Raw genomic sequence first — 25,910 nt, 5'->3', positions numbered from 1 at the left:
TAATACCAGTATATCCCGTCCGTTTATCAGCGCTTGTTTCACTTTATTTTCAACATGGTACACTGCGTACTTTAGTGGCATGTACCACAGTACGAAATGGTAGGAGCAGATATGGCCCGTGGCGGCGTTAATAAAGCAGTGGTCCAGATCGCGCGCGCAGCGATCCTCGCCCGTGGCGAACACCCCAGCATCGACGCAGTACGAATCGAACTTGGTAATACGGGTTCAAAAACCACGATTCATCGCTATCTGAAAGAGCTGGATGACGGCAGCGAACCGGCTGATCCTTCGGCAGAACCCATCGATGACGAGCTGCTGGCACTCGTTACGCGCCTTGCCCAACGCCTGAAAGAACAGGCACAGGAACCGATTGACCAGGCGCGCGAGCAGTACGAGCAACAGCGTCAGGCACTGGAGGACGAACTGAATCAGCTTCGTCAGGATCATGTGCAACTGGAGAAGAAGCACGACATTCAGACTGCCGCGCTGGCCAAGGAATCCGAAGCGCTGAGCGATACCCGCTCGATGTTGCAGACCGAACAGACCCGCAATGCCGGACTGAATCAGGCACTGGCAGACTTTGAATTGCGCCTGCAGGACAAGGACGAGCAGATCCGCTCGCTGGAAGAGAAGCACCTGCACGCCCGCGATGCGCTTGAGCACTACCGCAACGCCATCAAGGAACAGCGTGAGCAGGAGCAAAGCCGTCACGAAACTCAGGTTCAGCAGTTGCAGATGGAGTTGCGCCAGGCGCAGCAAAGCGCACTGGTACGCCAGGACGAGATCACTCAGTTGCACCGCGACAACGAACGTCTGCTGACCGAGAATCGCGGCACCGTACGCGAATTGAGCCTGATGCAGGATCAGCTCAAACAAAGCAATCAGCGTCAGGATCAACTGCTGGAGCAAGCGTCACGCGTCGACAGCGAACGCACCCTCCTCCAGGAACGCCTGCGCGTGGCTCTGCTGGAAAGCCAGACGCTCAAGCAGAACGTCGACGAGCAGTCGCAGCTCAATCAGTCATTGGAGAAGGAGTTGACCAAGGTTCAAGCCAGCTTGCGCCTGGCCACTGCCGTTGCGGCAGCGCCAGACGCAGCAGAACCGAAAAAGACTTAAGCGCCGACCGGCGTACGCATGGTGACAAACTCTTCGGCCGCCGTCGGGTGTACCCCGATGGTGTCGTCGAAGTCACGCTTGGTGGCGCCAGCCTTCAACGCGATCGCCAGACCCTGCACGATCTCGCCGGCATCCGGCCCGACCATGTGACAGCCCAGCACCTTGTCGGTTTTGCCATCGACTACCAGCTTCATCAGCGTGCGCTCCTGACTGTCAGTCAGGGTCAGCTTCATTGGCCGGAAGCGGCTTTCGTAGATCACGACGTCGTGACCCGCTTCCCGCGCTTCTTCTTCGGTCAGGCCGACAGTGCCGATGTTCGGCAGACTGAACACTGCCGTCGGGATCATCTTGTAATCCACCGGACGGTATTGCTCAGGCTTGAACAGACGCCGCGCCACCGCCATGCCTTCAGCCAGCGCCACCGGCGTCAATTGCACACGGCCGATGACATCGCCCAGCGCCAGAATCGACGGCTCGGTAGTTTGATATTGCTCGTCGACTTTGATGAAGCCTTTGTCGTCGAGCTGCACATCAGTGTTCTCCAGCCCCAGGTTGTCCAGCATCGGACGTCGGCCGGTGGCGTAGAACACGCAATCCGCTTCCAGTACGCGACCATCCTTCAGGATCGCCTTCAGGCTGCCATCCGGCTGCTTGTCGATGCGCGCAATGTCGGCATTGAATTGCAGATCCATACCGCGCTTGGTCAGCTCTTCTTTCAAATGGTTACGCACTGAACCGTCGAAACCGCGCAGGAACAGATCCCCGCGATACAGCAATGTCGTGTTGGCGCCCAGCCCATGGAAAATCCCGGCAAATTCGACGGCGATGTAGCCGCCGCCGACGACCAGCACGCGCTTGGGCAGTTCTTTGAGGAAGAACGCCTGGTTTGAGCTGATCGCATGTTCATGCCCAGGAATTTCGGGGATCTGCGGCCAGCCACCGGTGGCGATCAGAATATTCTTCGCAGTGTATCGCTCGCCATTGACCTCGACTTCGTGCGGGCCGACGATCTTCGCGTGGGCTTCATGCAGCGTCACGCCGCTGTTGACCAGCAGATTGCGATAAATGCCGTTCAGGCGATTGATCTCGCGATCCTTGTTGGCGATCAGCGTGGCCCAATCGAAATCCGCCTCGCCCAGGCTCCAGCCAAAACCCGAGGACTGTTCGAAGTCTTCGGCGAAATGCGCGCCATACACCAACAGTTTTTTCGGTACGCAACCGACGTTGACGCAGGTGCCGCCCAGATAACGGCTCTCGGCCACCGCCACTTTCGCACCGAACCCGGCAGCAAAACGCGCAGCCCGCACACCGCCGGAACCGGCACCAATCACATAAAGGTCAAAATCGTAGGCCATTTCTATCTCCTCGGCAGGCGATCAGCATACCCGCCGTCGTCCGTTGGGCAAGCACTCCTGCCGATATAGGGGCGGAAAATGAAAAAGCCACCCGAAGGTGGCTTTTTCGTACAGGCAGATCAGGCGCTATCAGTAAGCCTTGCCAGTCTTGTAGAAGTTTTCGAAGCAGAAGTTGGTTGCTTCGATATAGCCTTCAGCACCACCGCAGTCGAAGCGCTTGCCTTTGAACTTGTAAGCCATCACGCAGCCGTTCTGGGCTTGTTTCATCAGGGCGTCGGTGATCTGGATTTCACCGCCCTTGCCTGGCTCGGTCTGTTCGATCAGGTCGAAGATGTCCGGAGTCAGAATGTAACGACCAATGATCGCCAGGTTCGACGGTGCGTCTTCCGGCTTTGGCTTCTCGACCATGCTGTGTACGCGGTAGATGTCGTCGCGGATCATTTCGCCAGCGATCACGCCGTACTTGCTGGTTTCTTGCGGATCGACTTCCTGAATGGCGATGATCGAGCAGCGGAACTGCTTGTACAGCTTGACCATCTGGGTCAGTACGCCGTCACCGTCGAGGTTGACGCACAGGTCGTCCGCCAGCACTACGGCGAACGGTTCGTCGCCGATCAATGGGCGACCGGTCAGGATCGCGTGACCCAGGCCTTTCATTTCGGTCTGGCGGGTGTAGGAGAACGAGCACTCGTCCAGCAGCTTGCGGATACCGACCAGGTATTTTTCCTTGTCGGTGCCCTTGATCTGGTTTTCCAGCTCGTAGCTGATGTCGAAGTGGTCTTCCAGGGCGCGCTTGCCACGGCCGGTCACGATGGAAATTTCGTTCAGGCCAGCATCCAGAGCTTCTTCGACGCCGTACTGGATCAGTGGCTTGTTTACCACCGGCAGCATTTCTTTGGGCATGGCCTTCGTCGCTGGGAGGAAGCGAGTACCGTAACCGGCTGCTGGGAACAAGCATTTCTTGATCATATAAGTCCTTGAAAGGGCTGTGTGTACGAGTTTCGGCGCAGTCTAATCAGGCGGCGCGCACCTTACAATGCCCCGCACTGGCTAACCGATGTCAACATAGAGAAATAATCTGGCGGATAGTTCAATCCGCTCACAGAGGCTGCGCATTCAGCTTAGCCCAAAGATCTCGGAACGCCGCATCGACCTGCGCCCGTTCGCCCATTTACCGTTATCATGGCGCCTTTGAACCAGCCAACGAGGCCGCTAGATGTCCGCAGCAAAAATCATCAACGGGTACACCGTCGCCAAGGCTAAAGATGGCCAGTGGCATATCACTGCCACCAACGGCGAAGACGTGTCCGGCCCGTTGCCCACAGAGGCGATGGCGATTGAAGTCGCCGCGGTGCTCGATTACACGCCCGCAGCTCCGAAACGTCGCGGCAAGGAACAGGACTGATCGGTAACGACGAAGGCCGGCCCTGCCATTGCGCAGGGCTTTTTTTTGGCTGCGCGAAAAGAAGTGGCCAATCGCTATAACCTTTTCCTGCCGGCGCTGTCATAGCGTCTAGCCCCTCCTCCTCGAAGACGACATTGCCATGACCAACCGTTCCCTCATCAGTTTCCTGCCGCTGATTGCACTCGCCGCCCTGACCGGCTGCGCCACTTCACAGACCACTTACCTGAACAATGGCGAACAAGGGTTGAGCATCGATTGCTCCGGCGAGGCCAATTCCTGGGCCACCTGCTATGAAAAGGCTGACGCGTCCTGCGCCGGCACCGGTTATCGCATCGTCGGAACTGACGGCACACCGGCGCCCAAGGAAGACGACAAGACGCTGGGCGTCGACGTCGGCAACTACAAAACCCGCAGCGTGGTAGTGGTCTGCAAATAGCCTTACATGTGAATTTCGGCGAATTTGATCCCCAGCCCGCGCACGACCTCGATCAGGTCGTCGAGCCGGTTGAATGATTCGACTTCGTCGTTATCGTCGACCAGGAAGTAACTGCGCCCGGCGCTTTTCTTGAAAAACACGATCCACTCCCCCGGATTCGCCGGGTTCTGGATCACATGGGTAGCCGCAATGAGCCCCTCCTTGTGTCGCTCCCGCACCTGCTCTCTCTTCATTTACCGCTCCAGAAATGACAATGCCGCCACAGCAACGCTGTGACGGCATCAATGCTGACTGCTGACAGTCTATCAGCCGGAAATACAGGCCGTGGCGGCTTTGCGTACATCCCATGGACGCAGCGGCACGTTGGACATCCGCTCGTGCAGCTTGATGCTGCTGCCACCGGAGCGATCCTCGATGTCAAACACCGCCGCCGGACCCGATCCCAGCTTGCCCGGCACAATGACCCGAACCTCGTCCTTGTCCCGCTCTACCTGCAGGGCACCGCGGCTGCTGGACAGCTTTTCGGCCAGGCATTCAGCATATTCATGGGGCTTCTTGCCGGAAATGACGTTCATGGTCGGCAGTGTTTCATTGATTTCCGAAACACTTGCGCAACCACCCATTGCCAATGCCAACGGCAGAATCACCACACCCCACTTCATACAAAACCTCCAATAAAGACCCTCCGACAGCATGAATGCCGTTTTTCTCCGAGGCTCACTGCATTTAACCCACATCGAATCGTGAATTCTGTTTTTAATTGTCAAAGCGCTGCCCGACGGCCGGATAATAACCTGTCCGGGCTGATAAACTGCGCCAATCGACAATGCTATCGTTTTGATTTTGTAGAAAAAGCCCTTCTGGAGGCGCCCATGAAATTCATTCACCAGCGCGAGCACCTCAACGAAGACGACATCGTCGTCATTCAATGCTCGCAAACCTGCAACATCCGCTTGATGAACGACGCCAACTTCCGCAGCTTCAAAAATGGCGGGCGCCACACCTATCACGGCGGCGCCTTTGACACGTTTCCAGCCCGCATCACCGCACCCAGCACCGGTTTCTGGAACATCACCATCGACACCGTCAGCCGCCGGGCAATCAGCGTGACCCGCAAGCCGACCCTGACGCATTCGATCAAGATCATCCGCCGCTCCAGCTCCAAACTCAGCTGAGCGGTTCCGCCAACGCAGACAGGTAAGCATCAACGTGGCCCAAACGACCAAATACGTAATCAAGTACAAACTCAACGGTGAACGCCGCTTCGAGTTCGCCCAACTGGAAAACGGCACGCCGGAAGAAGCCAAGGCAGCACTGAATGCCCTGCACGGCCAGAGCGACGATGTGATCAGCGACATCAGCGTCAGCAAAGCCCTGTAAGCCCCGGATGACAATTTGACCGCAAGCGGCGGAGTGTTCCGGCCGGGTGGATGGCCCAGACTGATACCTGAATGTACGCCAAGGAATCAGCATGTCACCCTCACCCGCCTCCCCGCTCGATGCGCTCGACTGGATCGCCCTGGAGCGGCAACTGGATCAGGACGGTTGTGCCGTCATCCGCACGCTGCTGCGCCCGGAGACCTGCGATCGATTGAGTGCGCTTTACCCACAAAGCGAACCGTTCCGGTCCCAGGTGATCATGGCCCACCACGGTTTCGGACGCGGGGAATACAAATACCTGCGCTATCCGCTTCCATCCGTGGTGGAACGCCTGCGCAGCGCGCTTTACCCGCGACTCGTGCCTCTGGCCAACCGCTGGCAGGAGCGAATGGGGCTGCTGGAGCGTTTTCCAGCGCAACACAGCGAATTTCTCGAGCGCTGCCACGCCGCCGGTCAACTGCGACCTACCCCGCTCTTGCTGCAATACGGCCCGCAGGACTACAACTGTCTGCATCAGGATCTGTACGGCGAACATGTGTTTCCGCTGCAAGTGGCGATTCTTCTGTCAGAACCTGGCGAAGATTTCACCGGCGGTGAATTTGTCCTGACGGAACAACGTCCGAGAATGCAATCACGCCCTCTGGTGATGGACCTGAGAAAAGGCGACGCGCTGATCTTTGCCGTCAACCAGCGCCCGGTCAAAGGCGTGCGCGGCGACTATCGGGTGACCATGCGCCACGGTGTCAGCCGACTGCACAGCGGAAAACGGCATACTCTGGGCATCATCTTCCACGACGCGACCTGACGATCATGCAAACCACCTTCGATCTGTTCGCCGACACAGAATCCGAGCAGCCCCGGCGCGCCGAACAGATCGGCGAGCAATCCTGGGTGTTGCGCGGCTTTGCATTGCCGCGAATCGAGCAGTTGTTGCCGGCCCTGGAATCGATCATAGCCTGCGCTCCGTTGCGCCACATGATGACGCCCGGGGGCTTCAGCATGTCGGTGGCCACCAGCAGTTGCGGTGCACTGGGCTGGATCACCGATCGCAGCGGTTACCGCTATTCATCCGAAGATCCAGTGAGCCATCGACCCTGGCCGGCAATGCCCGAGGTGTTTCGTGAATTGGCACAGGCGGCGGCGAAAGGCGCCGGATTTTCCGACTTCATGCCGGATTCCTGCCTGATCAATCGTTATGTCCCAGGCGCGAAGATGTCGTTGCATCAGGACAAAGACGAAAATGCCTACGAAGCGCCGATCGTTTCGCTGTCATTGGGCTTGCCCGCGACGTTCCTGTTCGGCGGTTTCACGCGTGGCGACAGGAGCCAGAAAATCCCGCTACTGCACGGCGACATGGTGATCTGGGGCGGCGTCGACCGGCTGCGCTTTCACGGCATCCTGCCAATCAAGCCTGGCCGACACCCGCGCCTGGGAGAACAACGCTTCAACCTCACGTTTCGCGTCGCCGGATAATCCTGCAAAGTTTGACCGCAAGGCTCGGAGTGTTCCGGCCGGTGGCACTGGTTAACCTGAAATTCAACAGGTCAACGGACTCTCCATCATGAAAACGCTTACCACCTCGCTGAACACTGAAGACGATCCACGCTGGGCCGCAGTCGTGGCACGCGACGCTCGGGCGGACGGCCAGTTCGTCTATGCCGTGAAAACCACCGGCATCTATTGCCGCCCCAGCAGCCTGGCGCGCTTGCCGAAACCGCAGAACGTCGAGTTTTTCGACACCGCCGAGGATGCCGAGGCAGCGGGCTATCGTCCCAGCAAACGGGCGAGCAAGGATCAGACCGAAGTCGCCGCGCAACATGCTGCGACCGTCGCGGCAGCCTGTCGCCAGATCGAAGCGTCGGACAGCCTGCCGGCGCTCAACGATCTCGCCGAGACTGCCGGCCTGAGCGCCTTTCATTTTCATCGCGTGTTCAAAGCAGCAACGGGCCTGACGCCCAAAGGCTATGCCGCCGCGCATCGCTCGCGTCGGGTTCGTCAGCGTCTGGCGGACGGCGGCTCGGTGACCGACGCGTTGTATGACGCCGGTTTCAATTCCAACAGCCGTTTCTACGAGGCGGCCGATCAGGTGCTGGGCATGAAACCCGGCGACTTCCGGGCTGCCGGCCAGAACAACGACATCCGCTTCGCCGTCGGCCAATGCTCGCTCGGGGCTATTCTGGTGGCACAGAGTGAGCGCGGGATTTGCGCGATTCTGCTGGGGGACGATCCGCACCAATTGGTGTGCGACCTGCAGGACCAGTTTCGCCGGGCCAACCTGATCGGTGCCGATGCCGAGTTCGAACAACTGATCGCTCGCGTCGTCGGCTTCATCGAAGCGCCTGCCATCGGCCTCGACTTACCGCTGGATGTGCGCGGCACCGCGTTTCAGGAACGGGTGTGGCAGGCGCTGCGGGAAATACCGGTCGGCAGCACCGCCAGCTACGCGGACATCGCCCTGCGGATCGGCTCGCCAAAAGCCGTGCGCGCTGTGGCCCAGGCTTGCGGCGCCAACAGCCTGGCGGTAGCGATCCCCTGTCATCGCGTTGTGCGCAGTGACGGCAATCTGTCGGGCTACCGCTGGGGCGTGGAGCGCAAGCGCGAATTGCTCGAGCGTGAAGGCAAACCCCGACAGTAATCAGCGATTCACATCAACGACAACTCGCCCCCGGAGTTGCCCCGCCAGCAACTTCGGTGCCGCGTCGATAGCTTCGCCGAGGCCGATTTCATGACTGATCAGTGGCAACAGGGCAAAATCCAGGTCCTTCGCCAGACGATCCCAAGCCTCGATGCGGCGGGCCGTGGGCTGGGTCACGCTGTTGATCCCGGCCAGTGTCACGCCACGCAGAATGAACGGCGCCACCGACGCCGGGAAATCCATGCCCTGAGCCAGACCGCATGCAGCCACGGTGCCTTCGGCCCGAGTGCTGGCGCAGGCATTGGCGAGCGTGTGGCTGCCGACCGAATCGATGACGCCCGCCCAGCGCTCCTTGGCCAGCGGCTTGCCGGGTTCGGACAGGGTGGCGCGATCAATGATTTCGCTGGCACCCAGTTGTTTCAGGTATTCGTGTTCCGACACCCGACCGGTCGAAGCGACCACGCGGTAGCCAAGTTTGCTCAGCAACGCAATCGCAAAACTGCCGACGCCACCGTTGGCGCCGGTCACCAGCACTTCGCCCTGTTGCGCTGTCACACCGTTGCGCTCCAGCGCCATGACGCACAGCATCGCCGTATAACCCGCCGTGCCGATGGCCATGGCTTGCGCGGCGGTGAATGCCTTGGGCAGCGGAATCAGCCAGTCACCGTTCAGTCGCGCCTTCTGCGCGAGTCCGCCCCAGTGGCTTTCGCCGACGCCCCAGCCGTTGAGCAGCACCGCGTCGCCGACCTTGTAGTTCGGGTGCGAGCTGACTTCGACGGTGCCCGCCAGATCGATCCCCGGCACCATCGGAAACTTGCGCACCACCGGGCTGCTGCCGGTGATCGCCAGGCCGTCCTTGAAGTTCAGCGTGCTGTACGCGACGCGAACCGTCACATCGCCGTCCGGCAGCTGCTCATCACTGATCTCTTGCAGGTTGGCGCGATAACCGCTGTTGTCTTTATCGATCACAATGCCTTTAAACATGACTGCCTCTTACCGGTGAAATTCAGGATGTCGAGGCATTGGAATAGCACATTGCAACATTTTGCCCCACTCGACCTTTAGCCAATCGCGCCCCAACGCCGAGCCAAAGTCGGCTGTTCAAGCTACAAATCTGTGCTGGTCATGGGGTTGGCTTTGCGTTAAAAAACCGGCTGCTACCGTCCCTGCCCTGTTTTGTCGTCGGAGAAGCTATTCCATGAGCCAATGGCCTGATACCCGCATTCTTGACCTGTTCGGCATCGAACTGCCGATCATCCAGGGCCCCATGGCCGGAGCCACTAATTCATCCATGGTTATCGCAACTTGCAACGCCGGTGGCCTCGGTTCGATGCCGGCCGCGATGCTGACCATCGAGCAACTGCGCGAAGAACTGAAAACCATTCGCCAGGGCACGAACAAGCCGTTCAATGTCAACTTCTTCTGCCATCAGCCTCCGGCCGCCGATGAGCAAAAGGCCCGCGACTGGAAAAACCTGCTGGAACCCTACTATCGCGAACTGGGTGTCGATTTCGATGCGCCGACGCCGGTGTCCAACCGCGCGCCCTTCGATGCAGCCGCCTGCGAGGTGCTGGAAGAGTTTCGCCCTGAAGTGGTGAGCTTCCACTTCGGCCTGCCGGAAAAGTCCTTGCTGGATCGGGTCAAGGCCACTGGTGCGAAAATCATCTCTTCGGCAACCACCGTCGACGAAGCGATCTGGCTGGAGCAGAACGGTTGCGACGCGATCATCGCCATGGGTTACGAGGCCGGTGGCCATCGCGGGATGTTTCTCAGCGATGACCTGAGCAGTCAGGTCGGTACGTTTGCCCTGGTGCCGCAAGTGGTCGACGCGGTGAGCGTCCCGGTGATTGCGGCCGGTGCGATTGCCGATGCGCGCGGTGTGGCGGCAGCGTTCATGCTCGGCGCTTCGGCAGTTCAAGTCGGCACGGCGTATCTGTTTACTCCGGAAGCGAAAGTCAGCGCGTCGCACCACAAGGCTTTGCGTACCGCCAAGGAAAGCGAAACGGCGGTGACCAACCTCTTTACCGGACGCCCGGCGCGGGGGATTCTCAATCGGGTGATGCGCGAACTGGGCCCGATGTCGGACAAGCCCCCCGCTTTTCCGCTGGCTGGCGGTGCCTTGATGCCGCTGCGTGCGAAGGGCGAACCAGATTTCAGCAACCTCTGGGCCGGCCAGGCCTTCACACTCGGGAAAGACCTCGGCAGCGCTGAATTGACCCGACAACTGGCTGAAGGCGCACTGGCAAAACTGACGCGATGATGAACTCGATCGGGGGAGGAAACGTGGAGCCCTCACCCGATTTCAAAGGAGTGCTTTCCGTTTGGCGGCATTTCGCTATATATTTCGATATATAGCGCTTCACCTTTTCGCATCGGCGCAGTCTCTCCTTCGATAACGACTGCCCACTGCATTTGCCACCCACGGAGCCGTTACATGATCAATCGTGCCTCACGTTTTGCCCCTGCCCTGCTCGCGGTATTCGCCATCGGCGCGGCGCAGGCCGACGAAGTGCAAGTTGCCGTCGCGGCCAACTTTACCGCACCGATCCAGGCGATTGCCGCCGATTTCGAAAAAGACACCGGGCACAAACTGGTCGCAGCCTATGGCGCTACTGGCCAGTTCTACACCCAGATCAAGAACGGCGCGCCGTTCGAGGTATTCCTCTCGGCCGACGACACCACACCTGAAAAACTCGAGAAAGAAGGCGAAACCGTCAAAGGTTCGCGCTTCACCTACGCCATCGGCACCCTGGCGCTGTGGTCGGCCAAGGAAGGTTACGTCGACGCCAAAGGCGATGTCCTGAAGAAAAACCAATACCAGCACCTGTCCATCGCCAACCCGAAAGCCGCGCCTTACGGTCTGGCCGCCACCCAGGTGCTGGAAAAGCTGAAACTGACCGACGCCACCAAAGCCAAGATCGTCGAAGGCCAGAACATCACCCAGGCCTACCAGTTCGTGTCCACCGGCAACGCCGAGCTGGGCTTCGTCGCCCTGTCGCAGATCTACAAGGATGGCAAGGTCAGCAGCGGTTCGGCGTGGATCGTTCCGGCGAGCATGCACGACCCGATCAAGCAAGACGCGGTGATCCTCAACAAAGGCAAGGACAACGCCGCTGCCAAGGCGCTGGTTGATTACCTCAAAGGCGCGAAAGCCGCTGCGGTCATCAAGTCCTACGGTTATCAACTGTAAATGGCGCTGACGAGTGCCGATTTCGCGGCGATCTGGCTGACCCTGAAACTGGCGTCCCTGACCACCGCGATCTTGCTGGTCGTCGGTACGCCGATTGCCCTGTGGTTGTCGCGCAGCCGTTCCTGGTTGCGCGGTCCCATCGGCGCGATTGTCGCGCTGCCGTTGGTGCTGCCACCGACGGTCATTGGCTTCTATCTGTTGCTGGCGCTCGGCCCCAATGGCTTCATTGGCCATTTCACCCAGTGGCTGGGGCTTGGCACCTTGACCTTCAGCTTCATCGGCCTTGTGATCGGCTCTGTGCTCTATTCCATGCCGTTCGTGGTGCAGCCGTTGCAAAACGCCTTCTCCGCAATCGGTACTCGTCCTCTGGAAGTGGCGGCGACCTTGCGCGCCAATCCCTGGGACACTTTTTTCAGCGTGATTCTGCCCCTGGCTCGCCCCGGCTTCATCACTGCGGCAATCCTCGGCTTCGCCCACACCGTCGGAGAATTCGGTGTGGTGTTGATGATCGGCGGGAATATTCCCGACAAGACCCGGGTGGTTTCCGTACAGATCTACGACCACGTCGAAGCCATGGAGTACGCGCAGGCGCACTGGCTGGCCGGGGCGATGCTGGTGTTTTCGTTTCTGGTATTGCTGGCGCTGTATTCCAGCCGCAAAACCCGCACGGGCTGGAGCTGATCGATGATTGATGCACGCCTGAAACTGGCCTGGTCGGGCTTCAGCCTCGACGTTGATCTGCAGCTGCCCGGTCGCGGCGTGACGGCGCTGTTCGGTCAGTCCGGCTCGGGCAAGACCACGTGCCTGCGCTGCATTGCCGGGCTCGAACGCGCGCCGCAGGCCGTTATCCGCATCAATGACGAGGTCTGGCAGGACAGCGAAAAAGGCATCTTCGTGCCGCCACACAAACGTGCGGTCGGCTATGTGTTTCAAGAAGCCAGCCTGTTTGCGCATCTGTCGGTGCTGGCCAATCTGCAGTTCGGCCTCAAGCGCATTCCCAAGGCGCAGCGCCGGGTCGACATGACCCAAGCCACCGAATTGCTGGGCATCGGCCATTTGCTGGATCGTCACCCTCAGCATCTGTCCGGCGGTGAGCGTCAGCGTGTCGGCATCGCTCGCGCGCTGTTGACCAGCCCCAAATTGCTGCTGATGGATGAGCCTTTGGCGGCCCTCGACAGTCAGCGCAAAAGCGAAATCCTGCCCTACCTGCAACGCCTGCACGACGAACTGGAAATCCCGGTGCTGTATGTCAGCCACGCGCAGGACGAAGTGGCCAGGCTCGCCGATCATCTGGTGCTGCTCAGCGACGGCAAAGCGCTGGCCAGCGGTCCGATTGGCGAAACCCTGGCACGGCTCGACCTGCCCCTGGCCATGGACAACGACGCCGGCGTGATCATCGAAGGCCAGGTCAGCGACTACGATGCCGACTATCAATTGCTCACCCTGCAATTGCCGGACTCGCCTCTGAGCATTCGCGTGACCCACGCGCCGATGACGACGGGCCAGAGATTGCGCTGCAAGGTGCACGCGCGCGACATCAGCCTGACCCTGCAAAACAGCGAGTTCAGCAGCATCCTCAATCGACTGCCGGTTACAGTCGTCAGCGAGCAGCCGGCCGATAACGCCGCCCACGTGCTCATTCGTCTCGATGCAGGGGGCACACCGCTGCTGGCGCGCATCACACGCTACTCGCGGGACCAACTCGGCGTGCATCCGGGCCAGTCATTGTGGGCCCAGATCAAGGCCGTCGCGGTGCTGGCGTAAACCCGCGGGCACGACCGTCATGGCGTGCGGTCAATGGCTTTAACAGCCTGATTTGCCGCGAAGGAAGTCCGCCATGCCCGATACTGCGCTCACCGAGGTATTGCCTTCGGATCTGCATTACGTCGATGACACCCAGCCCGGTATTACCCGAAAAAAACTGCGCGGGAAATTCGCCTATTTCAATCCCGAGGGCCAGCGCATCACCGATCCCGACGAGATCAAACGCATCAATTCACTGGCCGTTCCACCGGCCTATGTCGACGTGTGGATCTGCGCCGACCCGCGCGGCCATCTGCAAGCCACCGGGCGCGATGCCCGTGGGCGCAAGCAATATCGCTATCACGCGCGCTGGCGCGAGGTGCGCGACGCGGACAAGTATTCGCGACTGCGTGAATTCGGTCTGGCGCTGCCCAAACTACGCAAACAGCTGGAAGCGCTGCTGGCATCGCCGGGCTTCAGCCGAGACAAAGTCATGGCGACCGTCATCACGCTGCTCGACGCCACCCTGATCCGCGTCGGCAACACGCAATACGCGCGGGACAATCGCTCCTATGGCCTGACCACCCTGCGCAGCCGGCATGTCGAGATCAACGGGAGTGCGATCCTGTTCCAGTTTCGCGGCAAGAGTGGCATCGAGCATCAGATCACAGTGAAGGACCGGCGCCTGGCGCGGATCATCAAGCGCTGCCTGGAATTACCGGGGCAGAACCTGTTTCAGTATCTGGATGAAAACGGCGAGCGACACACCGTCAGCTCTTCCGACGTCAACAGCTACCTGCAGACCCTGACCGGGGCGGATTTCACCGCCAAGGATTACCGGACCTGGGCCGGCAGCGCATTGGCGTTGGCAGTCCTGCGGGAGCTGCAATGGGAATCCGAGGCCGAAGCCAAGCGGCATGTGGTCGAGATGGTGAAGGGCGTCGCCCGCCAACTGGGCAACACGCCGGCGGTCTGTCGCAAGTGCTACATCCACCCGGCGGTGGTCGAGCACTTCATGCTCGGGGCCCTGGCCGAGTTGCCGAAACCACGCGTCCGCAAGGGGCTGCGCAAGGAAGAAGTCGCGCTGGCCCTGTTCCTTGAACGGATGGTCGAGAAGGCAGCTGCACCTTGAAGCCTTCGGCCATCTCGAATAGGCTACGCCCTCCTACCTCCCCGGGACGACCGCAGAAGTGAACAACTAAGCCCTCAAAAAAATGTAATCGCGACACGCCGCTCCTGGCGCTTGTCAATGCTCACGACATTTTTTGGAGGTGCCGATGACTCACGTCTCGCGTACGCCTGCTCTCGTCTCCCTGAATCAACTGGGTTTCCAGTTCGCCAATGGCGAGACGATTTTCACTGCACTGAATCTGAAATTCGATCACACCCCGACCGCCATTGTCGGACGCAACGGCGTTGGCAAAAGTGTACTGGCGCGCCTGATCGCCGGATTTTGGCAACCTACAAGCGGCAGCGTGACGCGCGCCGTGGCGACGACCTACGTGGCACAAACCTTTGTCGCGACAGCCGGCGAGACGGTCGCCGAGTCCACCGGCAGCGCCGCGATTCTTCAAGCGCTGGAGCGAATGAACCGGGGCTGCGGATCAGTCGAGGATTTCGACCTCATTGGCGAACAATGGGATCTGGCGGACCGCCTGCGCCGCTTGCTTGATGACGCCGGCCTGGCCGAAGTGGCCTTCACCGATCACACCGGCAACCTCAGTGGCGGCCAGCAAGCGCGCATCGCCCTGATTGGCGCGTTTTTGAGTCAGGCTCCGTTGCTGATCCTCGATGAGCCGACCAACCATCTGGATGCATCGGGACGGCAATGGCTGATGAATTCACTGGAGCGCTGGCACACCGGCTTGATCGTTGCCAGCCATGATCGGCAACTGCTCGACCGGATGCAGCGCATCGTCGAGCTGAGCGCGTCAGGGGCTATCGAATTCGGTGGCAATTACTCGGCGTTTCGTGAGCATCAGCGAATTCATCATGCAGCGGCGCAAGCACGTCTCGACCACGCCAGAAGCGAACGCCAGCGCGAGCGGATTCGATTACAGCGCGAGCACGACACGATACAACGCCACGCCGCCAACTCCCGTCGCAACGCCGAAACCGCCAACATTGCCAGTTTCGAATACGTGGCGATCAAGGGCGCCGCCCGGGAAATCATGGGGCATGTCCGGCAGGGCCATCAGGCCCGCAAGTCCGAACTGGATGCCCAGGTGCGCGAGGCTTACGCCAAGGTGCAACCCCAGGACAGCGTGCTGATCAACCTGCCCGGGAGCGCGGTGCCGAACAACCGCCAGATCTGCACGCTGGTTGATGCTCGGCTGCCCTGGCTGTCAAACGGCGCACTGAGCCTTACGATCCACGGCCCGATGCGGATCGCTGTCAGCGGTCCCAACGGCTGTGGCAAATCAACCTTGCTGAAGGTGCTCGCCGGGGAACTCGCACCCGTCGATGGAATCGCCACAACACACGTGCCCTTAGCATTCCTGGATCAGCGGTTGGCCCAACTGGACGATCAGCGTTCCATCACCGAACAGCTGATGATGCATGGAACTGCGCTGACCGAGGGCACCCTGCGCAGCTATCTCGCCAACTTGCAACTGGATGCGAGCCGCGCTACGGGCCTCTGTGCTTCTTTGAGCGGTGGCGAACGCTTGAAAGCGGCATTGGCAATGGCCTTGTGGCGATCGGATCCTGCGCAGCTATTGTTGCTGGATGAGCCGACCAATCATCTGGATCTGCCTTCCGTGGAAGCATTCGAGCGGGCATTGCAGACATTTCCGGGCGCAATTGTCGCCGTTTCCCACGATCAGGATTTCCTTGAGGCGTTGAATCCGACCCACCACCTGCGCTGGCAGCAGTCAGGCTGGCAACTGCACCCGACGAACTGACTTGTCTATTTTTTGCACGATTGTTCAGGGCTTCTATAGTTGATCTGGTAGGAATCAGCTGCGGTGACGCCATGGAAGACATATTTGTCGTGAAGCGCTGCAACAAGATTGTCATCCACGGCCGGCGCGCCGGAGAAACGCTCCATGAGCCCGCCGAAGCCTTGGGCTGGTATCGCATCTGCGACACGCGAACCGGTGGTTTCATCGGCGATGGTTTCGACCGGGAAGAGGACGCCCGCAAGGAATGTCATCGGCTCAACACCGCCAGCTCGCAAGTGACCGCCCCCGAGTCGTCGGGCTGATAGCTGTCATTTACGGGTCTATACTCAAACCAGCTGAAGGAGCAGCGCCCCAACGGCAGAGAGCTCGCGCTTGGCGAGCTTTTTGCTGCTACCGAGCGGATTAATGAACGGAGGTGTTCCATGTCCGAAAAAGAGTCCATCACCACTCTGCTGACCTTGCTCGAGGCTCGGGAGGCGCGTCTCGCGGCAGCTTGCAAAGAGATCGCCGACTGGGTCGATCATCAAGGCGGACACCCGACCGCTCTGCGCATCCGCGACCGGCTGAACGATATCGACAAGGACACTCCCCTCATTCGCAGTACCTTGTCGTCGCTTAAACCCATTGATCGGCCGCTACCACGCTTCAGATAGCTCTTCGTTCGCCTGGGGCAGGAAAGAACGCCCTTGGTCGTGAGAGGTCAAAACCTTTACACGTCACCAAGGAGACGTCCCATGGTCATTCATTTCAAAGTCGACGGGCATCTGGCCTGTGGGCACAAGGGCAACAACCTCTCCTCCAGCAGCGAACTCAATCGAGTGAAGTGCCGTAGCTGCCGCAATACCGATGCGTACAAGGATGCGCGTAAAAATCAGCGCAATGAGGCGCGGCGCGCGGCTCGCCAATCCTGGGCTGCACACACGGCGTCCGACTGGCGTTCCGAATGGATCGAGCGGTTGACGGCTATGGCCGGGCTTCAGCGTTTGCCTAGAGGATTTAGCGGGCAGGCGTTTGTCTGAGCACGAAAAAGGGCTTGCATGAGGTATGTCATGCAAGCCCTTGATATTCATGGTGCCCGAAGCCGGAATCGAACCGGCACGCCCTTACGAGCGGGGGATTTTAAGTCCCATGCGTCTACCAGTTTCGCCATTCGGGCGGCAGCGCGGTGTAGCTTTACTCTGATGACGATTCACAGTCCTGACAGGAACTGCACGTCGCCGGCAGAGGGGGAAATATATACATCACTTCCCGGTGAAGCAAGTTTGCAGTTGCCGTTTCAAAGACTAAATCTTTCCGTGCAATGCAAATAAAAAAGCTCCGTAAATCATGGATCTACGGAGCTTGTTTATAGTGGAGGCCGAGGTCGGAATCGAACCGGCGTAGGCGGATTTGCAATCCGCTGCATAACCATTTTGCTACTCGGCCTCAAAACATTTGCTGTCAGTAGCGCAACAACAAACGTTGTACAAACTTGGAGCGGGAAACGAGACTCGAACTCGCGACCCCGACCTTGGCAAGGTCGTGCTCTACCAACTGAGCTATTCCCGCTTGGTGTGGCGCATTCTATAGATTCCAGATGCCCCGTCAACCCTTTGATTCAAAAAAGTTTTATTTCTTTTCAACATCGGTCTTCAGATGTGGCCAGGCAGCACGAAGGTATTGAACCATCGACCACAGGGTCAGGCCTGCCGACACCATCAGCAACGCGTAACCGATGACAACCCAGAAACTGAAAACCTTGGGATTGGCCAGGAGAATCACCAGAGCAAGCATCTGCGCAGCAGTTTTCCACTTGCCCAGATTCGACACGGCCACATGGGCCCGGGCACCAAGTTCGGCCATCCACTCACGCAATGCCGAGACCACGATCTCGCGACCGATAATGACAGCTGCCGGCAGTGTGAGCCAAAGGTTGCCATGCTCTTGCACCAGCAAGACCAGTGCGACGGCGACCATGAGCTTGTCGGCTACCGGATCGAGAAACGCACCAAAAGGCGTGCTTTGCTCCAGGCGTCGCGCGAGATAGCCGTCCAGCCAGTCCGTCGCCGCCGCAAAGGCGAATACCGAACTTGAGGCCAGATAGCTCCATTGGTAAGGCAGATAAAACAGCAGAATGAAGATCGGGATGAGCAGGACGCGGAGAACGGTAATCAGATTAGGGATATTCATCGGCACAACTGGCTACGAGGTGAATGGGCATTCTACTCACTATGCAGGTTTGCATAAATCGACTCTGCTAGCTTTTTGCTGATCCCCGGTGCTTTGGCGATCTCTTCGATGCTTGCACGAGACAGCTCCTGCAATCCACCAAAATGTTTCAACAAGTCCCGCCGCCGGGTCGGCCCTACGCCAGCAACGCCTTCCAACGTTGACGTGCGGCGGGTCTTGCCGCGCCGTGCACGGTGGCCGGTGATCGCAAAGCGGTGGGCCTCGTCACGGATTTGCTGGATCAGGTGCAGTGCTGGCGAATCACCCCGCAAGGTGAACTCATGCGCCGCATCATTCAGATACAAAGTCTCGAAGCCCGCCTTGCGCGTGGCACCCTTCGCGACCCCCAGCAGAATCAGATCGGGGACAGCCAGCTCGTTGAGCACATCACGTGCCATCGACAGCTGCCCCTTGCCACCGTCCACCAACAGGATGTCCGGTAACTTGCCCTCGCCTTCCTTAAGTTTGCTGAAGCGTCGGGTCAGGGCCTGATGCATGGCGGCGTAATCGTCGCCAGCGGTCACACCTTCGATGTTGTAGCGGCGATAATCCGACTTGATCGCTCCTTCCGGCCCGAACACCACGCAGGAAGCAACCGTGGCTTCACCGCTGGAGTGGCTGATGTCATAGCACTCCAGCCGTTGTGGCGGCTCATCGAGGTTCAGCACTTCAGCCAATGCTTCGAAGCGTGCGGCAACGTGTTGACGGTTGGCCAACCTTGCGCCAAGCGCCTGCTCGGCATTGGTCACGGCCAACTGCTGCCAGCGAGCCCGTGTTCCCCGCACCCGATGACTGATGGTCAACTCACGTCCGCGTAGCGTGTGAATAGCCTCGATCAACGCAGGAAAGTCTTCGTGAACGACATTGACGATCAACTCGCTCGGCAAGTCGCGCTCCGGGCTGCTGATGAAGTATTGCCCCAGAAACGCAGCCATGACTTCGGCTACGTCCTCTTCGATCCCGACCTGGGGGAAGAAATTCTTGCTGCCAAGCACTCGCCCTCCCCGCACGCTGATCAGGTGAACACAAGCACCGCCCGGATTGACGAACGCGGCGATCACATCGATATCACCCGTTCCGCCTTCCATGCTCTGCTGATCCTGTACCCGACGCAGCAAGGCAATCTGGTCACGCAGTTCGGCGGCGCGTTCGAACTCGAGGTTGATTGCAGCCTCTTCCATCGCCGTAGACAGTTCATTGGTCAACGCATGGCTGCGTCCTTCGAGGAACATTACCGAGTGACGCACGTCCTCGGCGTACACCTCAGGCTCGACCAGCCCGACACAAGGCGCCTTGCAACGCTTGATCTGATATTGCAGGCACGGCCGGGTCCGGTTCTTGTAATAGCTGTCCTCGCACTGACGCACGAAGAACGTCTTCTGCAGAAGGCTGAGGCTTTCGCGAATCGCCCCGGCACTCGGATAGGGACCGAAATACTTGCCCTTGGCCTTCTTGGCCCCGCGATGAATGCTCAGGCGCGGGAATTGCCCGTCAGACAAAAAGACGTAAGGATAGGATTTATCGTCGCGCAACAGGATGTTGTACGGCGGCCTCCACTCCTTGATCAGAGTCTGCTCAAGCAGCAACGCCTCTGTCTCGTTGGACGTGATGGTGGTTTCGACCTGGGCGATACGCCCGACCAGTGCCGCCGTTTTCGGCGCCAGCCCCGTCTTGCGAAAGTAACTCGCCAGGCGTTTCTTCAGGTTCTTGGCTTTGCCTACGTACAACAGACGCGCGTCGCTGTCGAACATGCGATAAACGCCGGGGCGCCCGCTGACGGTCGATAAAAAAGCGCCCGAATCGAATGTTTCAGTCATGGTCAGAGGCTGGCATCAACCATGCCGTGACGGACTGCCAGAAGCGTCAGTTCGACATCGCTGCTGATCGAGAGCTTCTCGAAAATGCGGTAACGGTAGGTATTCACTGTTTTGGGCGACAGGCATAACTTGTCGGAAATGATCTGAACCTTCTGACAGCCGACAATCATCAGCGCAATCTGGATTTCCCGTTCCGACAACGCATCGAACGGTGAATCATTGGTCGGCTGAAAGGATTTGATTGCCAGTTGCTGGGCAATCTGCGGGCTGATATAGCGCTGGCCGGCGAACACCAGGCGAATGGCCTGAACCATTTCCGGCAACCCGGCGCCCTTGGTCAGATACCCCGCCGCACCGGCCTGCAACAAACGTGTAGGAAACGGATCTTCCTCACACACGGTGACTGCAACCACTTTGATGTCGGGATGACTTCGCAACAGTTTGCGCGTAGCTTCGAGGCCGCCGATGCCCGGCATCTTGACGTCCATCAGCACCACGTCGGGCTTCAACTCACGAGCCTTGATGAGGGATTCTTCCCCGGACTCGGCCTGGCCCACCACCTGCAGGCCATCGATGTCGGCCAGCATACGTGTAATGCCTGTACGAACGAGATCATGGTCATCGACCACTAGCACCCTAATCAAGCAGACACCTCGCGATATGGTCTTATTGGGATGCCGGACACCTTAGCAAAAAGTGCGGGGCAGACCTAGCGGCAAGCGACATATTAAAAGTTTCAATTCTTCATCGGGGGCTTGCCGGCTGTGGGTTTCAGAGCACAGGTGTACTGAAATCGAGCTGCATTCGCAGGAAACACTCATCCTCACCCTGCACCAACATTCCTTTTTTTCGATACAGGTTTTGCGCCGGATTGTTTTTGAACACCGTCAGGCGCAACGCCGGGCGACGCTCCAGCCGCGCCATCGCAACAACCTGATCGATCGCCCAGGATCCCGCGCCCTGGCCTTGAGCGCTTTCGACGATCTGCAATTCGCGGATGTACACGGCCCGAGCATCACGACTCAGACTGAAATAACCCGCCAATTCGCCTTCCTGAAGGATCAACCAGTTGTCGCGCCCGGCCCAGGCGACATCGAACGCCTCGTCCTGCCACAGCAAGTCATAGTGAATGTAGTAGCGGAGCATGTTTCGGCAAGTCAGCTCTCGCACAAACGACAGGTCGGCGGCCGTTGCCTGGCGCAATTCAAAACTCATTCCCGCCTCGATACGCGTCAAAAGCAGAGTGTGGCACACCCAGGCGAGCGCTCAACCCATAAAGTCCTTCTTGCTACTCCGATAGCATTTTCTGATTGCTGATGCGCAGCAGCCTCTAGTAAGCTCGGCGCATTCATCGGAGACAGCTCATGTTCAACGCCCTTTCACAGCTCCATACCAGCAGCGCCTCGCGCTCGGTTGCGGCTGCCCGGGTGAACGGTGCCTCGGCTCCAGCAAGCTTTTATTTTGGGTATTGGTTTAGCCACTGGCGCGCCTGATACCCAACCGGCGCCCATTTTAACGGGTCGCCTACCAGAGATTTCTCAACCCCCGGTCGGCCTCCCGACCGGGGGTTTTGTTTTTTCAGGCCCGAACTTTTTTCAGCAACACACCAGACACTTTGAGGATTCAACCAATGAACTACGCCACTTATTACCGTTACGACAGTTTTACCGCCTGGCGATTTACCAGCCTCCGCTCGGGACAGCCTGCCGCCTCCGATCGGTCACCCACAGGTGGCAAGCCAACACACGTAGCCAATCCGGCCAATTGTCGAACACCCCAGTAGGGTCGATTGAGCGGGAAGACCCCGCCGTCCGCCCAGGAATACCGAATATGAACTCGTCCGTTTCTGCTCTGCCACTGTCCACGTTGAACTCTGCCAACGAAGCGCTGACCCTGCGTCTGCCAAGTTCGCTGCAACTCAAGCAGCAATTGCCGCTCAGCAATGCCCTGAACAATCAAGTCGTTGCCCACCGCCAGGCGGTCCGAGCGATTCTCAATGGTGAAGATCAACGCCTTTTGGTGATCGTTGGTCCTTGCTCGATACACGACCCCGAATCCGCACTTGAATACGCCGGAAAACTCGCACAACTGGCCAGCGAAGTCCGTCAGGACATGCAGCTTGTCATGCGCGCCTACGTTGAAAAGCCTCGCACAACCGTCGGCTGGAAAGGTCTGGCATACGACCCTCATCTCGACGGCAGCGACGACATGGCTGCGGGCCTGACGCTATCGCGCGAACTGATGCTGGAAATGATCCGCCTCGGACTGCCGGTTGCCACTGAACTGCTGCAACCCATGGCCGCCGGATACTTCGACGACTTGCTGAGCTGGGTCGCCATCGGCGCCCGCACCACTGAATCTCAGATCCATCGTGAAATGGCCAGCGGGCTTGGCATGCCGGTCGGCTTCAAGAATGGAACCGATGGTGGTGTCGCCATTGCCGTCGATGCAATGCGTTCGGCAGCTCATCCCCACCGCCATTTCGGCGTGGACAGCCAGGGCCATCCGGCAATCATCCCGACTTTGGGCAACCCGGATACGCATCTGGTGTTGCGGGGTGGACATCAGGGGCCGAACTACGACCGTGAAAGCGTTTCCAGGATCAACAGCGAATTGAGCCGACTGAAAATCCCGAGCCGGATAATGGTCGACTGTAGCCACGCGAACAGCGGCAAGGACCCGCTTCGTCAGCCCGAAGTGTTCAATCATGTACTGGAGCAGCGTTTGCAGGGCGACCGCTCGCTGATCGGCATGATGCTTGAATCGCACCTGTTCGAAGGATGCCAGCCCTTGAGCGAGTCGCTTCGCTACGGGGTTTCGGTAACCGATGGCTGCCTCGGGTTCGATGCCACGAGACAATTGCTGCTGGATGCCGCCCACCGTATGCGCAAACAGACTTCGGTCTGATGATGAGCACCGCCCTCCGCCGAATTTCAAGCGGAGGGCGGGCTACGTTCGCAACGCTGGATCAAGCCTGTACGCGGACCAGAGTCACCGCAGACTCCTGACTCACATCATCCAGCCGTTCGACCGAGTAGGACAGTCGCACAACAGTGTTCACATGCTCTCGCCAGAACCGGTAAGGCACGATGAAAACCAACGGCTGCATGGCCATCCCCCCGATGATTTCCCGGTCGTCCCGATGGAAGAACGACTCTCCGTCACACTTGAGATAAACCAGCTCACCCTCCTCCACCTGCGCATCACTTACCATCACGCTGATGCCATCGGTGGCGTCATGCATATCAAGCACGCCGTCTTCCGCTTCAAGCACTCGGGGTGCCGGTAGCTCATCTCGTGCCAATGGGCCAATGCTGATCCGCGTAGCGCCTGACTCGCGAATGGCTCCGCTTTTCTGCTCTACACGGTAGTGAACCAACACCTCGCCCCCCATATGCGGAGCGATGAATTCGGGCGCGACTCCGAACACCAAGGGCTGACCGACAGCAAAGAACTCAACGATAAGAATGTCTCGAAATGATGCCTGCGGCGAAGGCCCCTGCCAGATCAACTCTACCCGGTCGCCTGCACTCATTCCGGCATAGGGTTGAAGGATGGCAGTCGTTCCGTCGGGTACGCGAGCCGGATCGAGACTGCCCCCGACGGCATCCTCCACGAGGACCGGTAACAGACTGTAGCGGACGTCTCCGACGTCCAGCAGCGTACGCATTGAAGAACCAGGCGCCGATCTCGTGACGCTGTTCAATGTCCAGAACACCTCCAGCGTGCCCCCGTCCAATGCTGCGATGTGAACGTCCCGCACGATCAAAACGACATCCTTGCCCAGCTGACTTTCACTGACGGATCTCGCAATGTCGTGCCGATACGGCAGGCCTTCTGTATCGAAACCATGCCAGCTCAACACGACCCTGTCACCGCATGCCATTCCAGGCCAGGGCGCAATCCGCACGACAACCTTGCTCAATGACGGATCAACGACAGCGCCGACAATCGAATCCAGTGTGGGCGCCGGCAACGGCAAAGCCCCTGCGCCCTCCCGACAGGGTCCGAACGACTGAACGCTGCCACCCTCCATCCCTGTCTCCTTTTCTTGCAAGACCGCTGCTTGTAAATCATTCATCAGTTGCCTCTCCATTCCCTGGAAATGACACGTCGCCTGAGCTCTGCGTCGAAGAGCTTCCATTTAAACCGCTTCACCACCGATCGGATGTCAGCTCCTTACTGTTCGAGCCATGGCCAAACGCACTAAAGGAAGTAGGTAAAAAAGGGAAAAGTACATTCGATGAGGCGGGAGCTGTCTGAATGTTCCGAAGCGGAGTTCATGCAGCAGTGAAAATTCATACACGCATTGATCCAGTTTCCAACGCATGACGGCGATTCTTCAGGCATCCCCAGCCTCATGACTGTTTTAGAGTGGCAAGCAGAAAACATCGACGATCATCTGCGATCAAGGACGAAAAATGCTACTAAATGCGACAACCAATCATCCCATTCTTTTGGTGCATGGCCTGTTCGGATTCGAGCGCATTGGCCCGTTCGAACTGTTCCACGACGTAAAACAGGCGCTCAAGGCTGCCGGCGCGCAGGTGTTTGTGCCCCATCTGTCGGTCATCCATGACAATGAAATACGCGGGGAGCAACTGCTCTCGCAAATCAACGCCGTGTTAAGGGGCACAGGCGCGGCCAAAGTCAACCTGATCGGCCACAGTCAAGGCGCACTCACGGCACGCTATGCTGCAGCGCTAGCCCCACACAACGTTGCGTCTGTTACGTCAGTCAGCGGGCCAAACCATGGCTCGGAACTGGCGGACTTCCTGCGCAAGGCGTTGATACCTGGAAGACTTCCGGAGGTCGTGGCACAGAATGTAGCGACCCGGTTTGCCGATTTTCTGTCACTGCTCAGCGGGCAAAAGGCATTGCCGCACAGCGCACTGGCTGCGCTGGGTGCCTTGACGACCGAGGGGGTCGGCAACTTCAACGACAAATACCCGCAGGGTCTGCCCGAGGTCTGGGGCGGTCACGGTGCAGAATGGGTGAATGGCGTTCGCTATTTTTCATGGAGCGGCGTCGTACCCGAACCCGAAGAGCCGTCGCTCGACCCTGTCCAGGACATCTGCTGCGCCCTCTCGGAATACTTCATTACAGAACTCGCCCAGAACGACGGACTTGTCGGTCGCTTCAGCTCTCACCTGGGCACCGTGATCCGCTCCGACTACTCCCTCGATCACCTGCATACTCTGCGGCGGGCAAGCGGGCAACACGCCATGGCTAACGACTCGATACGTCTCTATGTCGAGCACGCCTTGCGCCTTCAAGCCGCTGATCTATAGATGTCTCATCAGACCAGCGAACGGAACTTTGCCGAGAAATCGACCACTGAATCCGGTAGGCTCCACCCTTTATCGATTTGATTGGAGAATTTCCCCATGGCTAAAGCCACTGCCCGCCACATCCTGGTTTCCAGTGAAGCCAAGTGCAACGAACTCAAGGCCCAGATTGAAGGCGGTGCCGACTTCGCCGAAGTAGCCAAGGCCAATTCCACCTGCCCGTCCAGCCGTCAGGGCGGCGACCTGGGTTCGTTCGGTCCTGGCCAGATGGTCAAGGAATTCGACACCGTGGTATTCAGCGCACCGATCAACGTCGTGCAAGGCCCGGTGAAGACCCAGTTTGGCTATCACCTGCTGGAAGTCACCAGCCGTCAGGACTGATTTCAGCCCGACCTGCTGTGCAACGGCCCGCCTGATGGCGGGCCGTTTTGTTT

At 59.0% G+C, this 25,910-nt stretch carries 30 protein-coding genes and 3 tRNA genes; 20 read left to right on the top strand and 13 right to left on the bottom strand.

Annotation, left to right across the window (positions count from 1 at the left end; translation table 11 throughout):
- Positions 1–111 precede the first annotated feature (111 nt).
- Positions 112–1,116: a DNA-binding protein gene (locus CAF80_RS05905; RefSeq protein ID WP_039768731.1), complete on the top strand. Its 1,005-nt coding sequence runs from the start codon at positions 112–114 to the stop codon at positions 1,114–1,116.
- Here the strand turns inward: CAF80_RS05905 and gorA are convergent.
- Positions 1,113–2,471, bottom strand: coding sequence for a glutathione-disulfide reductase (gene gorA, locus CAF80_RS05900; RefSeq protein ID WP_074690474.1), 1,359 nt, complete (start codon positions 2,469–2,471; stop codon positions 1,113–1,115). The genes CAF80_RS05905 and gorA overlap by 4 nt on opposite strands.
- Positions 2,472–2,600: 129 nt before the next feature.
- The gene (gene galU, locus CAF80_RS05895; protein ID WP_039768735.1) at positions 2,601–3,440 is read right to left on the bottom strand and encodes a UTP--glucose-1-phosphate uridylyltransferase GalU; all 840 of its coding nucleotides are present in this window, start codon (positions 3,438–3,440) and stop codon (positions 2,601–2,603) included.
- Positions 3,441–3,687: 247 nt separating this feature from the next.
- Here galU and CAF80_RS05890 point away from each other — a divergent pair, with 247 nt between their 5' ends.
- Both CAF80_RS05890 and CAF80_RS05885 read left to right on the top strand, forming a co-directional pair.
- On the top strand, positions 3,688–3,876 hold the full coding sequence (locus CAF80_RS05890; RefSeq protein ID WP_039768737.1) for a hypothetical protein: 189 nt from the start codon (positions 3,688–3,690) through the stop codon (positions 3,874–3,876).
- 139 nt (positions 3,877–4,015) lie between these two features.
- Positions 4,016–4,312, top strand: a complete 297-nt coding sequence (locus CAF80_RS05885) for a hypothetical protein (protein ID WP_039768738.1) — start codon at positions 4,016–4,018, stop codon at positions 4,310–4,312.
- A gap of 2 nt (positions 4,313–4,314) precedes the next feature.
- Here CAF80_RS05885 and CAF80_RS05880 read toward each other — a convergent pair whose 3' ends face one another.
- Both CAF80_RS05880 and CAF80_RS05875 read right to left on the bottom strand, forming a co-directional pair.
- On the bottom strand, positions 4,315–4,545 hold the full coding sequence (locus CAF80_RS05880) for a hypothetical protein (RefSeq protein ID WP_011334337.1): 231 nt from the start codon (positions 4,543–4,545) through the stop codon (positions 4,315–4,317).
- A 72-nt stretch (positions 4,546–4,617) separates the two neighbouring features.
- The gene (locus tag CAF80_RS05875; RefSeq protein WP_085667249.1) at positions 4,618–4,974 is read right to left on the bottom strand and encodes a hypothetical protein; all 357 of its coding nucleotides are present in this window, start codon (positions 4,972–4,974) and stop codon (positions 4,618–4,620) included.
- Positions 4,975–5,184: 210 nt separating this feature from the next.
- On the opposite strand from CAF80_RS05875, the gene CAF80_RS05870 reads away from it, so the two are divergent.
- From CAF80_RS05870 to ada, 5 genes are all read left to right on the top strand, one after another.
- A complete protein-coding gene (locus CAF80_RS05870) occupies positions 5,185–5,487 on the top strand; it encodes a DUF1883 domain-containing protein (RefSeq protein WP_039768744.1) in 303 nt (100 codons plus the stop codon).
- 34 nt (positions 5,488–5,521) lie between these two features.
- Complete coding sequence (locus CAF80_RS28820; RefSeq protein ID WP_092163880.1) at positions 5,522–5,692, top strand: hypothetical protein; 171 nt, start codon at positions 5,522–5,524, stop codon at positions 5,690–5,692.
- 91 nt (positions 5,693–5,783) lie between these two features.
- Entirely contained in the window at positions 5,784–6,497 is a 714-nt protein-coding gene (locus tag CAF80_RS05865; RefSeq protein WP_085666974.1) for a 2OG-Fe(II) oxygenase, read from the top strand.
- A gap of 5 nt (positions 6,498–6,502) precedes the next feature.
- On the top strand, positions 6,503–7,165 hold the full coding sequence (gene alkB, locus CAF80_RS05860) for a DNA oxidative demethylase AlkB (RefSeq protein ID WP_039768748.1): 663 nt from the start codon (positions 6,503–6,505) through the stop codon (positions 7,163–7,165).
- Positions 7,166–7,253: 88 nt separating this feature from the next.
- The gene (ada, locus tag CAF80_RS05855; RefSeq protein WP_039768749.1) at positions 7,254–8,327 is read left to right on the top strand and encodes a bifunctional DNA-binding transcriptional regulator/O6-methylguanine-DNA methyltransferase Ada; all 1,074 of its coding nucleotides are present in this window, start codon (positions 7,254–7,256) and stop codon (positions 8,325–8,327) included.
- Here the strand turns inward: ada and CAF80_RS05850 are convergent, their stop codons facing one another.
- The gene (locus CAF80_RS05850; protein ID WP_085666973.1) at positions 8,328–9,311 is read right to left on the bottom strand and encodes an MDR family oxidoreductase; all 984 of its coding nucleotides are present in this window, start codon (positions 9,309–9,311) and stop codon (positions 8,328–8,330) included.
- A gap of 214 nt (positions 9,312–9,525) precedes the next feature.
- Between CAF80_RS05850 and CAF80_RS05845 the strand changes: the two genes are divergently transcribed.
- The 9 genes from CAF80_RS05845 to CAF80_RS05805 all read left to right on the top strand — a co-directional run bounded on the left by CAF80_RS05845 (position 9,526) and on the right by CAF80_RS05805 (position 17,182).
- Positions 9,526–10,587: a nitronate monooxygenase family protein gene (locus tag CAF80_RS05845; protein WP_074690466.1), complete on the top strand. Its 1,062-nt coding sequence runs from the start codon at positions 9,526–9,528 to the stop codon at positions 10,585–10,587.
- A 174-nt stretch (positions 10,588–10,761) separates the two neighbouring features.
- The gene (modA, locus tag CAF80_RS05840) at positions 10,762–11,517 is read left to right on the top strand and encodes a molybdate ABC transporter substrate-binding protein (protein ID WP_039768755.1); all 756 of its coding nucleotides are present in this window, start codon (positions 10,762–10,764) and stop codon (positions 11,515–11,517) included.
- Positions 11,518–12,198: a molybdate ABC transporter permease subunit gene (gene modB / locus CAF80_RS05835; protein ID WP_074690464.1), complete on the top strand. Its 681-nt coding sequence runs from the start codon at positions 11,518–11,520 to the stop codon at positions 12,196–12,198.
- A 3-nt stretch (positions 12,199–12,201) separates the two neighbouring features.
- Positions 12,202–13,281 carry a molybdenum ABC transporter ATP-binding protein gene (gene modC, locus CAF80_RS05830; RefSeq protein ID WP_074690462.1) on the top strand — a complete coding sequence of 360 codons (1,080 nt, stop codon included), beginning with the start codon at positions 12,202–12,204 and terminating at the stop codon, positions 13,279–13,281.
- Positions 13,282–13,354: 73 nt separating this feature from the next.
- A complete protein-coding gene (locus CAF80_RS05825; RefSeq protein ID WP_085666972.1) occupies positions 13,355–14,392 on the top strand; it encodes a DNA topoisomerase IB in 1,038 nt (345 codons plus the stop codon).
- A 145-nt stretch (positions 14,393–14,537) separates the two neighbouring features.
- On the top strand, positions 14,538–16,163 hold the full coding sequence (locus CAF80_RS05820; RefSeq protein WP_085666971.1) for an ABC-F family ATP-binding cassette domain-containing protein: 1,626 nt from the start codon (positions 14,538–14,540) through the stop codon (positions 16,161–16,163).
- A 71-nt stretch (positions 16,164–16,234) separates the two neighbouring features.
- Positions 16,235–16,465, top strand: a complete 231-nt coding sequence (locus CAF80_RS05815; RefSeq protein WP_039768766.1) for a hypothetical protein — start codon at positions 16,235–16,237, stop codon at positions 16,463–16,465.
- A 120-nt stretch (positions 16,466–16,585) separates the two neighbouring features.
- On the top strand, positions 16,586–16,816 hold the full coding sequence (locus CAF80_RS05810) for a hypothetical protein (RefSeq protein WP_039768768.1): 231 nt from the start codon (positions 16,586–16,588) through the stop codon (positions 16,814–16,816).
- Between the two features lie 81 nt (positions 16,817–16,897).
- Positions 16,898–17,182 (top strand): hypothetical protein, encoded by a 285-nt coding sequence (locus CAF80_RS05805; protein ID WP_085610429.1) that lies wholly within the window; start codon positions 16,898–16,900, stop codon positions 17,180–17,182.
- Positions 17,183–17,232: 50 nt separating this feature from the next.
- On the opposite strand, the gene CAF80_RS05800 is transcribed toward CAF80_RS05805, so the two are convergent.
- The 7 genes from CAF80_RS05800 to CAF80_RS05770 form a co-directional block, all read right to left on the bottom strand.
- Positions 17,233–17,319 (bottom strand) — tRNA-Leu (locus CAF80_RS05800).
- A gap of 195 nt (positions 17,320–17,514) precedes the next feature.
- Positions 17,515–17,588: transfer RNA gene (locus CAF80_RS05795), tRNA-Cys, on the bottom strand.
- Positions 17,589–17,635: 47 nt separating this feature from the next.
- Positions 17,636–17,711 (bottom strand) — tRNA-Gly (locus CAF80_RS05790).
- A 60-nt stretch (positions 17,712–17,771) separates the two neighbouring features.
- The gene (gene pgsA, locus CAF80_RS05785; RefSeq protein ID WP_007958898.1) at positions 17,772–18,332 is read right to left on the bottom strand and encodes a CDP-diacylglycerol--glycerol-3-phosphate 3-phosphatidyltransferase; all 561 of its coding nucleotides are present in this window, start codon (positions 18,330–18,332) and stop codon (positions 17,772–17,774) included.
- Between the two features lie 32 nt (positions 18,333–18,364).
- Positions 18,365–20,188 carry an excinuclease ABC subunit UvrC gene (uvrC, locus tag CAF80_RS05780; RefSeq protein WP_039768773.1) on the bottom strand — a complete coding sequence of 608 codons (1,824 nt, stop codon included), beginning with the start codon at positions 20,186–20,188 and terminating at the stop codon, positions 18,365–18,367.
- Positions 20,189–20,190: 2 nt separating this feature from the next.
- Positions 20,191–20,832 (bottom strand): UvrY/SirA/GacA family response regulator transcription factor, encoded by a 642-nt coding sequence (gene uvrY / locus CAF80_RS05775; RefSeq protein ID WP_032829778.1) that lies wholly within the window; start codon positions 20,830–20,832, stop codon positions 20,191–20,193.
- Positions 20,833–20,959: 127 nt separating this feature from the next.
- Positions 20,960–21,403, bottom strand: a complete 444-nt coding sequence (locus tag CAF80_RS05770; protein ID WP_011334464.1) for an N-acetyltransferase — start codon at positions 21,401–21,403, stop codon at positions 20,960–20,962.
- A 615-nt stretch (positions 21,404–22,018) separates the two neighbouring features.
- Here CAF80_RS05770 and CAF80_RS05765 point away from each other — a divergent pair.
- Entirely contained in the window at positions 22,019–23,095 is a 1,077-nt protein-coding gene (locus CAF80_RS05765; RefSeq protein WP_039768775.1) for a 3-deoxy-7-phosphoheptulonate synthase, read from the top strand.
- Positions 23,096–23,156: 61 nt separating this feature from the next.
- Here the strand turns inward: CAF80_RS05765 and CAF80_RS05760 are convergent, their stop codons facing one another.
- Positions 23,157–24,269: a hypothetical protein gene (locus CAF80_RS05760; RefSeq protein ID WP_254778421.1), complete on the bottom strand. Its 1,113-nt coding sequence runs from the start codon at positions 24,267–24,269 to the stop codon at positions 23,157–23,159.
- Positions 24,270–24,609: 340 nt separating this feature from the next.
- Here CAF80_RS05760 and CAF80_RS05755 point away from each other — a divergent pair, with 340 nt between their 5' ends.
- Entirely contained in the window at positions 24,610–25,479 is an 870-nt protein-coding gene (locus CAF80_RS05755; protein ID WP_039768776.1) for a triacylglycerol lipase, read from the top strand.
- 96 nt (positions 25,480–25,575) lie between these two features.
- Positions 25,576–25,857, top strand: coding sequence for a peptidylprolyl isomerase (locus tag CAF80_RS05750; protein ID WP_007952068.1), 282 nt, complete (start codon positions 25,576–25,578; stop codon positions 25,855–25,857).
- Positions 25,858–25,910: the final 53 nt, after the last annotated feature.

The organism is Pseudomonas sp. B34(2017) (genome assembly GCF_002112915.1).
GTDB lineage: Bacteria > Pseudomonadota > Gammaproteobacteria > Pseudomonadales > Pseudomonadaceae > Aquipseudomonas > Aquipseudomonas pharyngis.
Note: the sequence above shows the minus strand (reverse complement) of the source record. Positions and strands in the feature narration are given on the sequence as shown.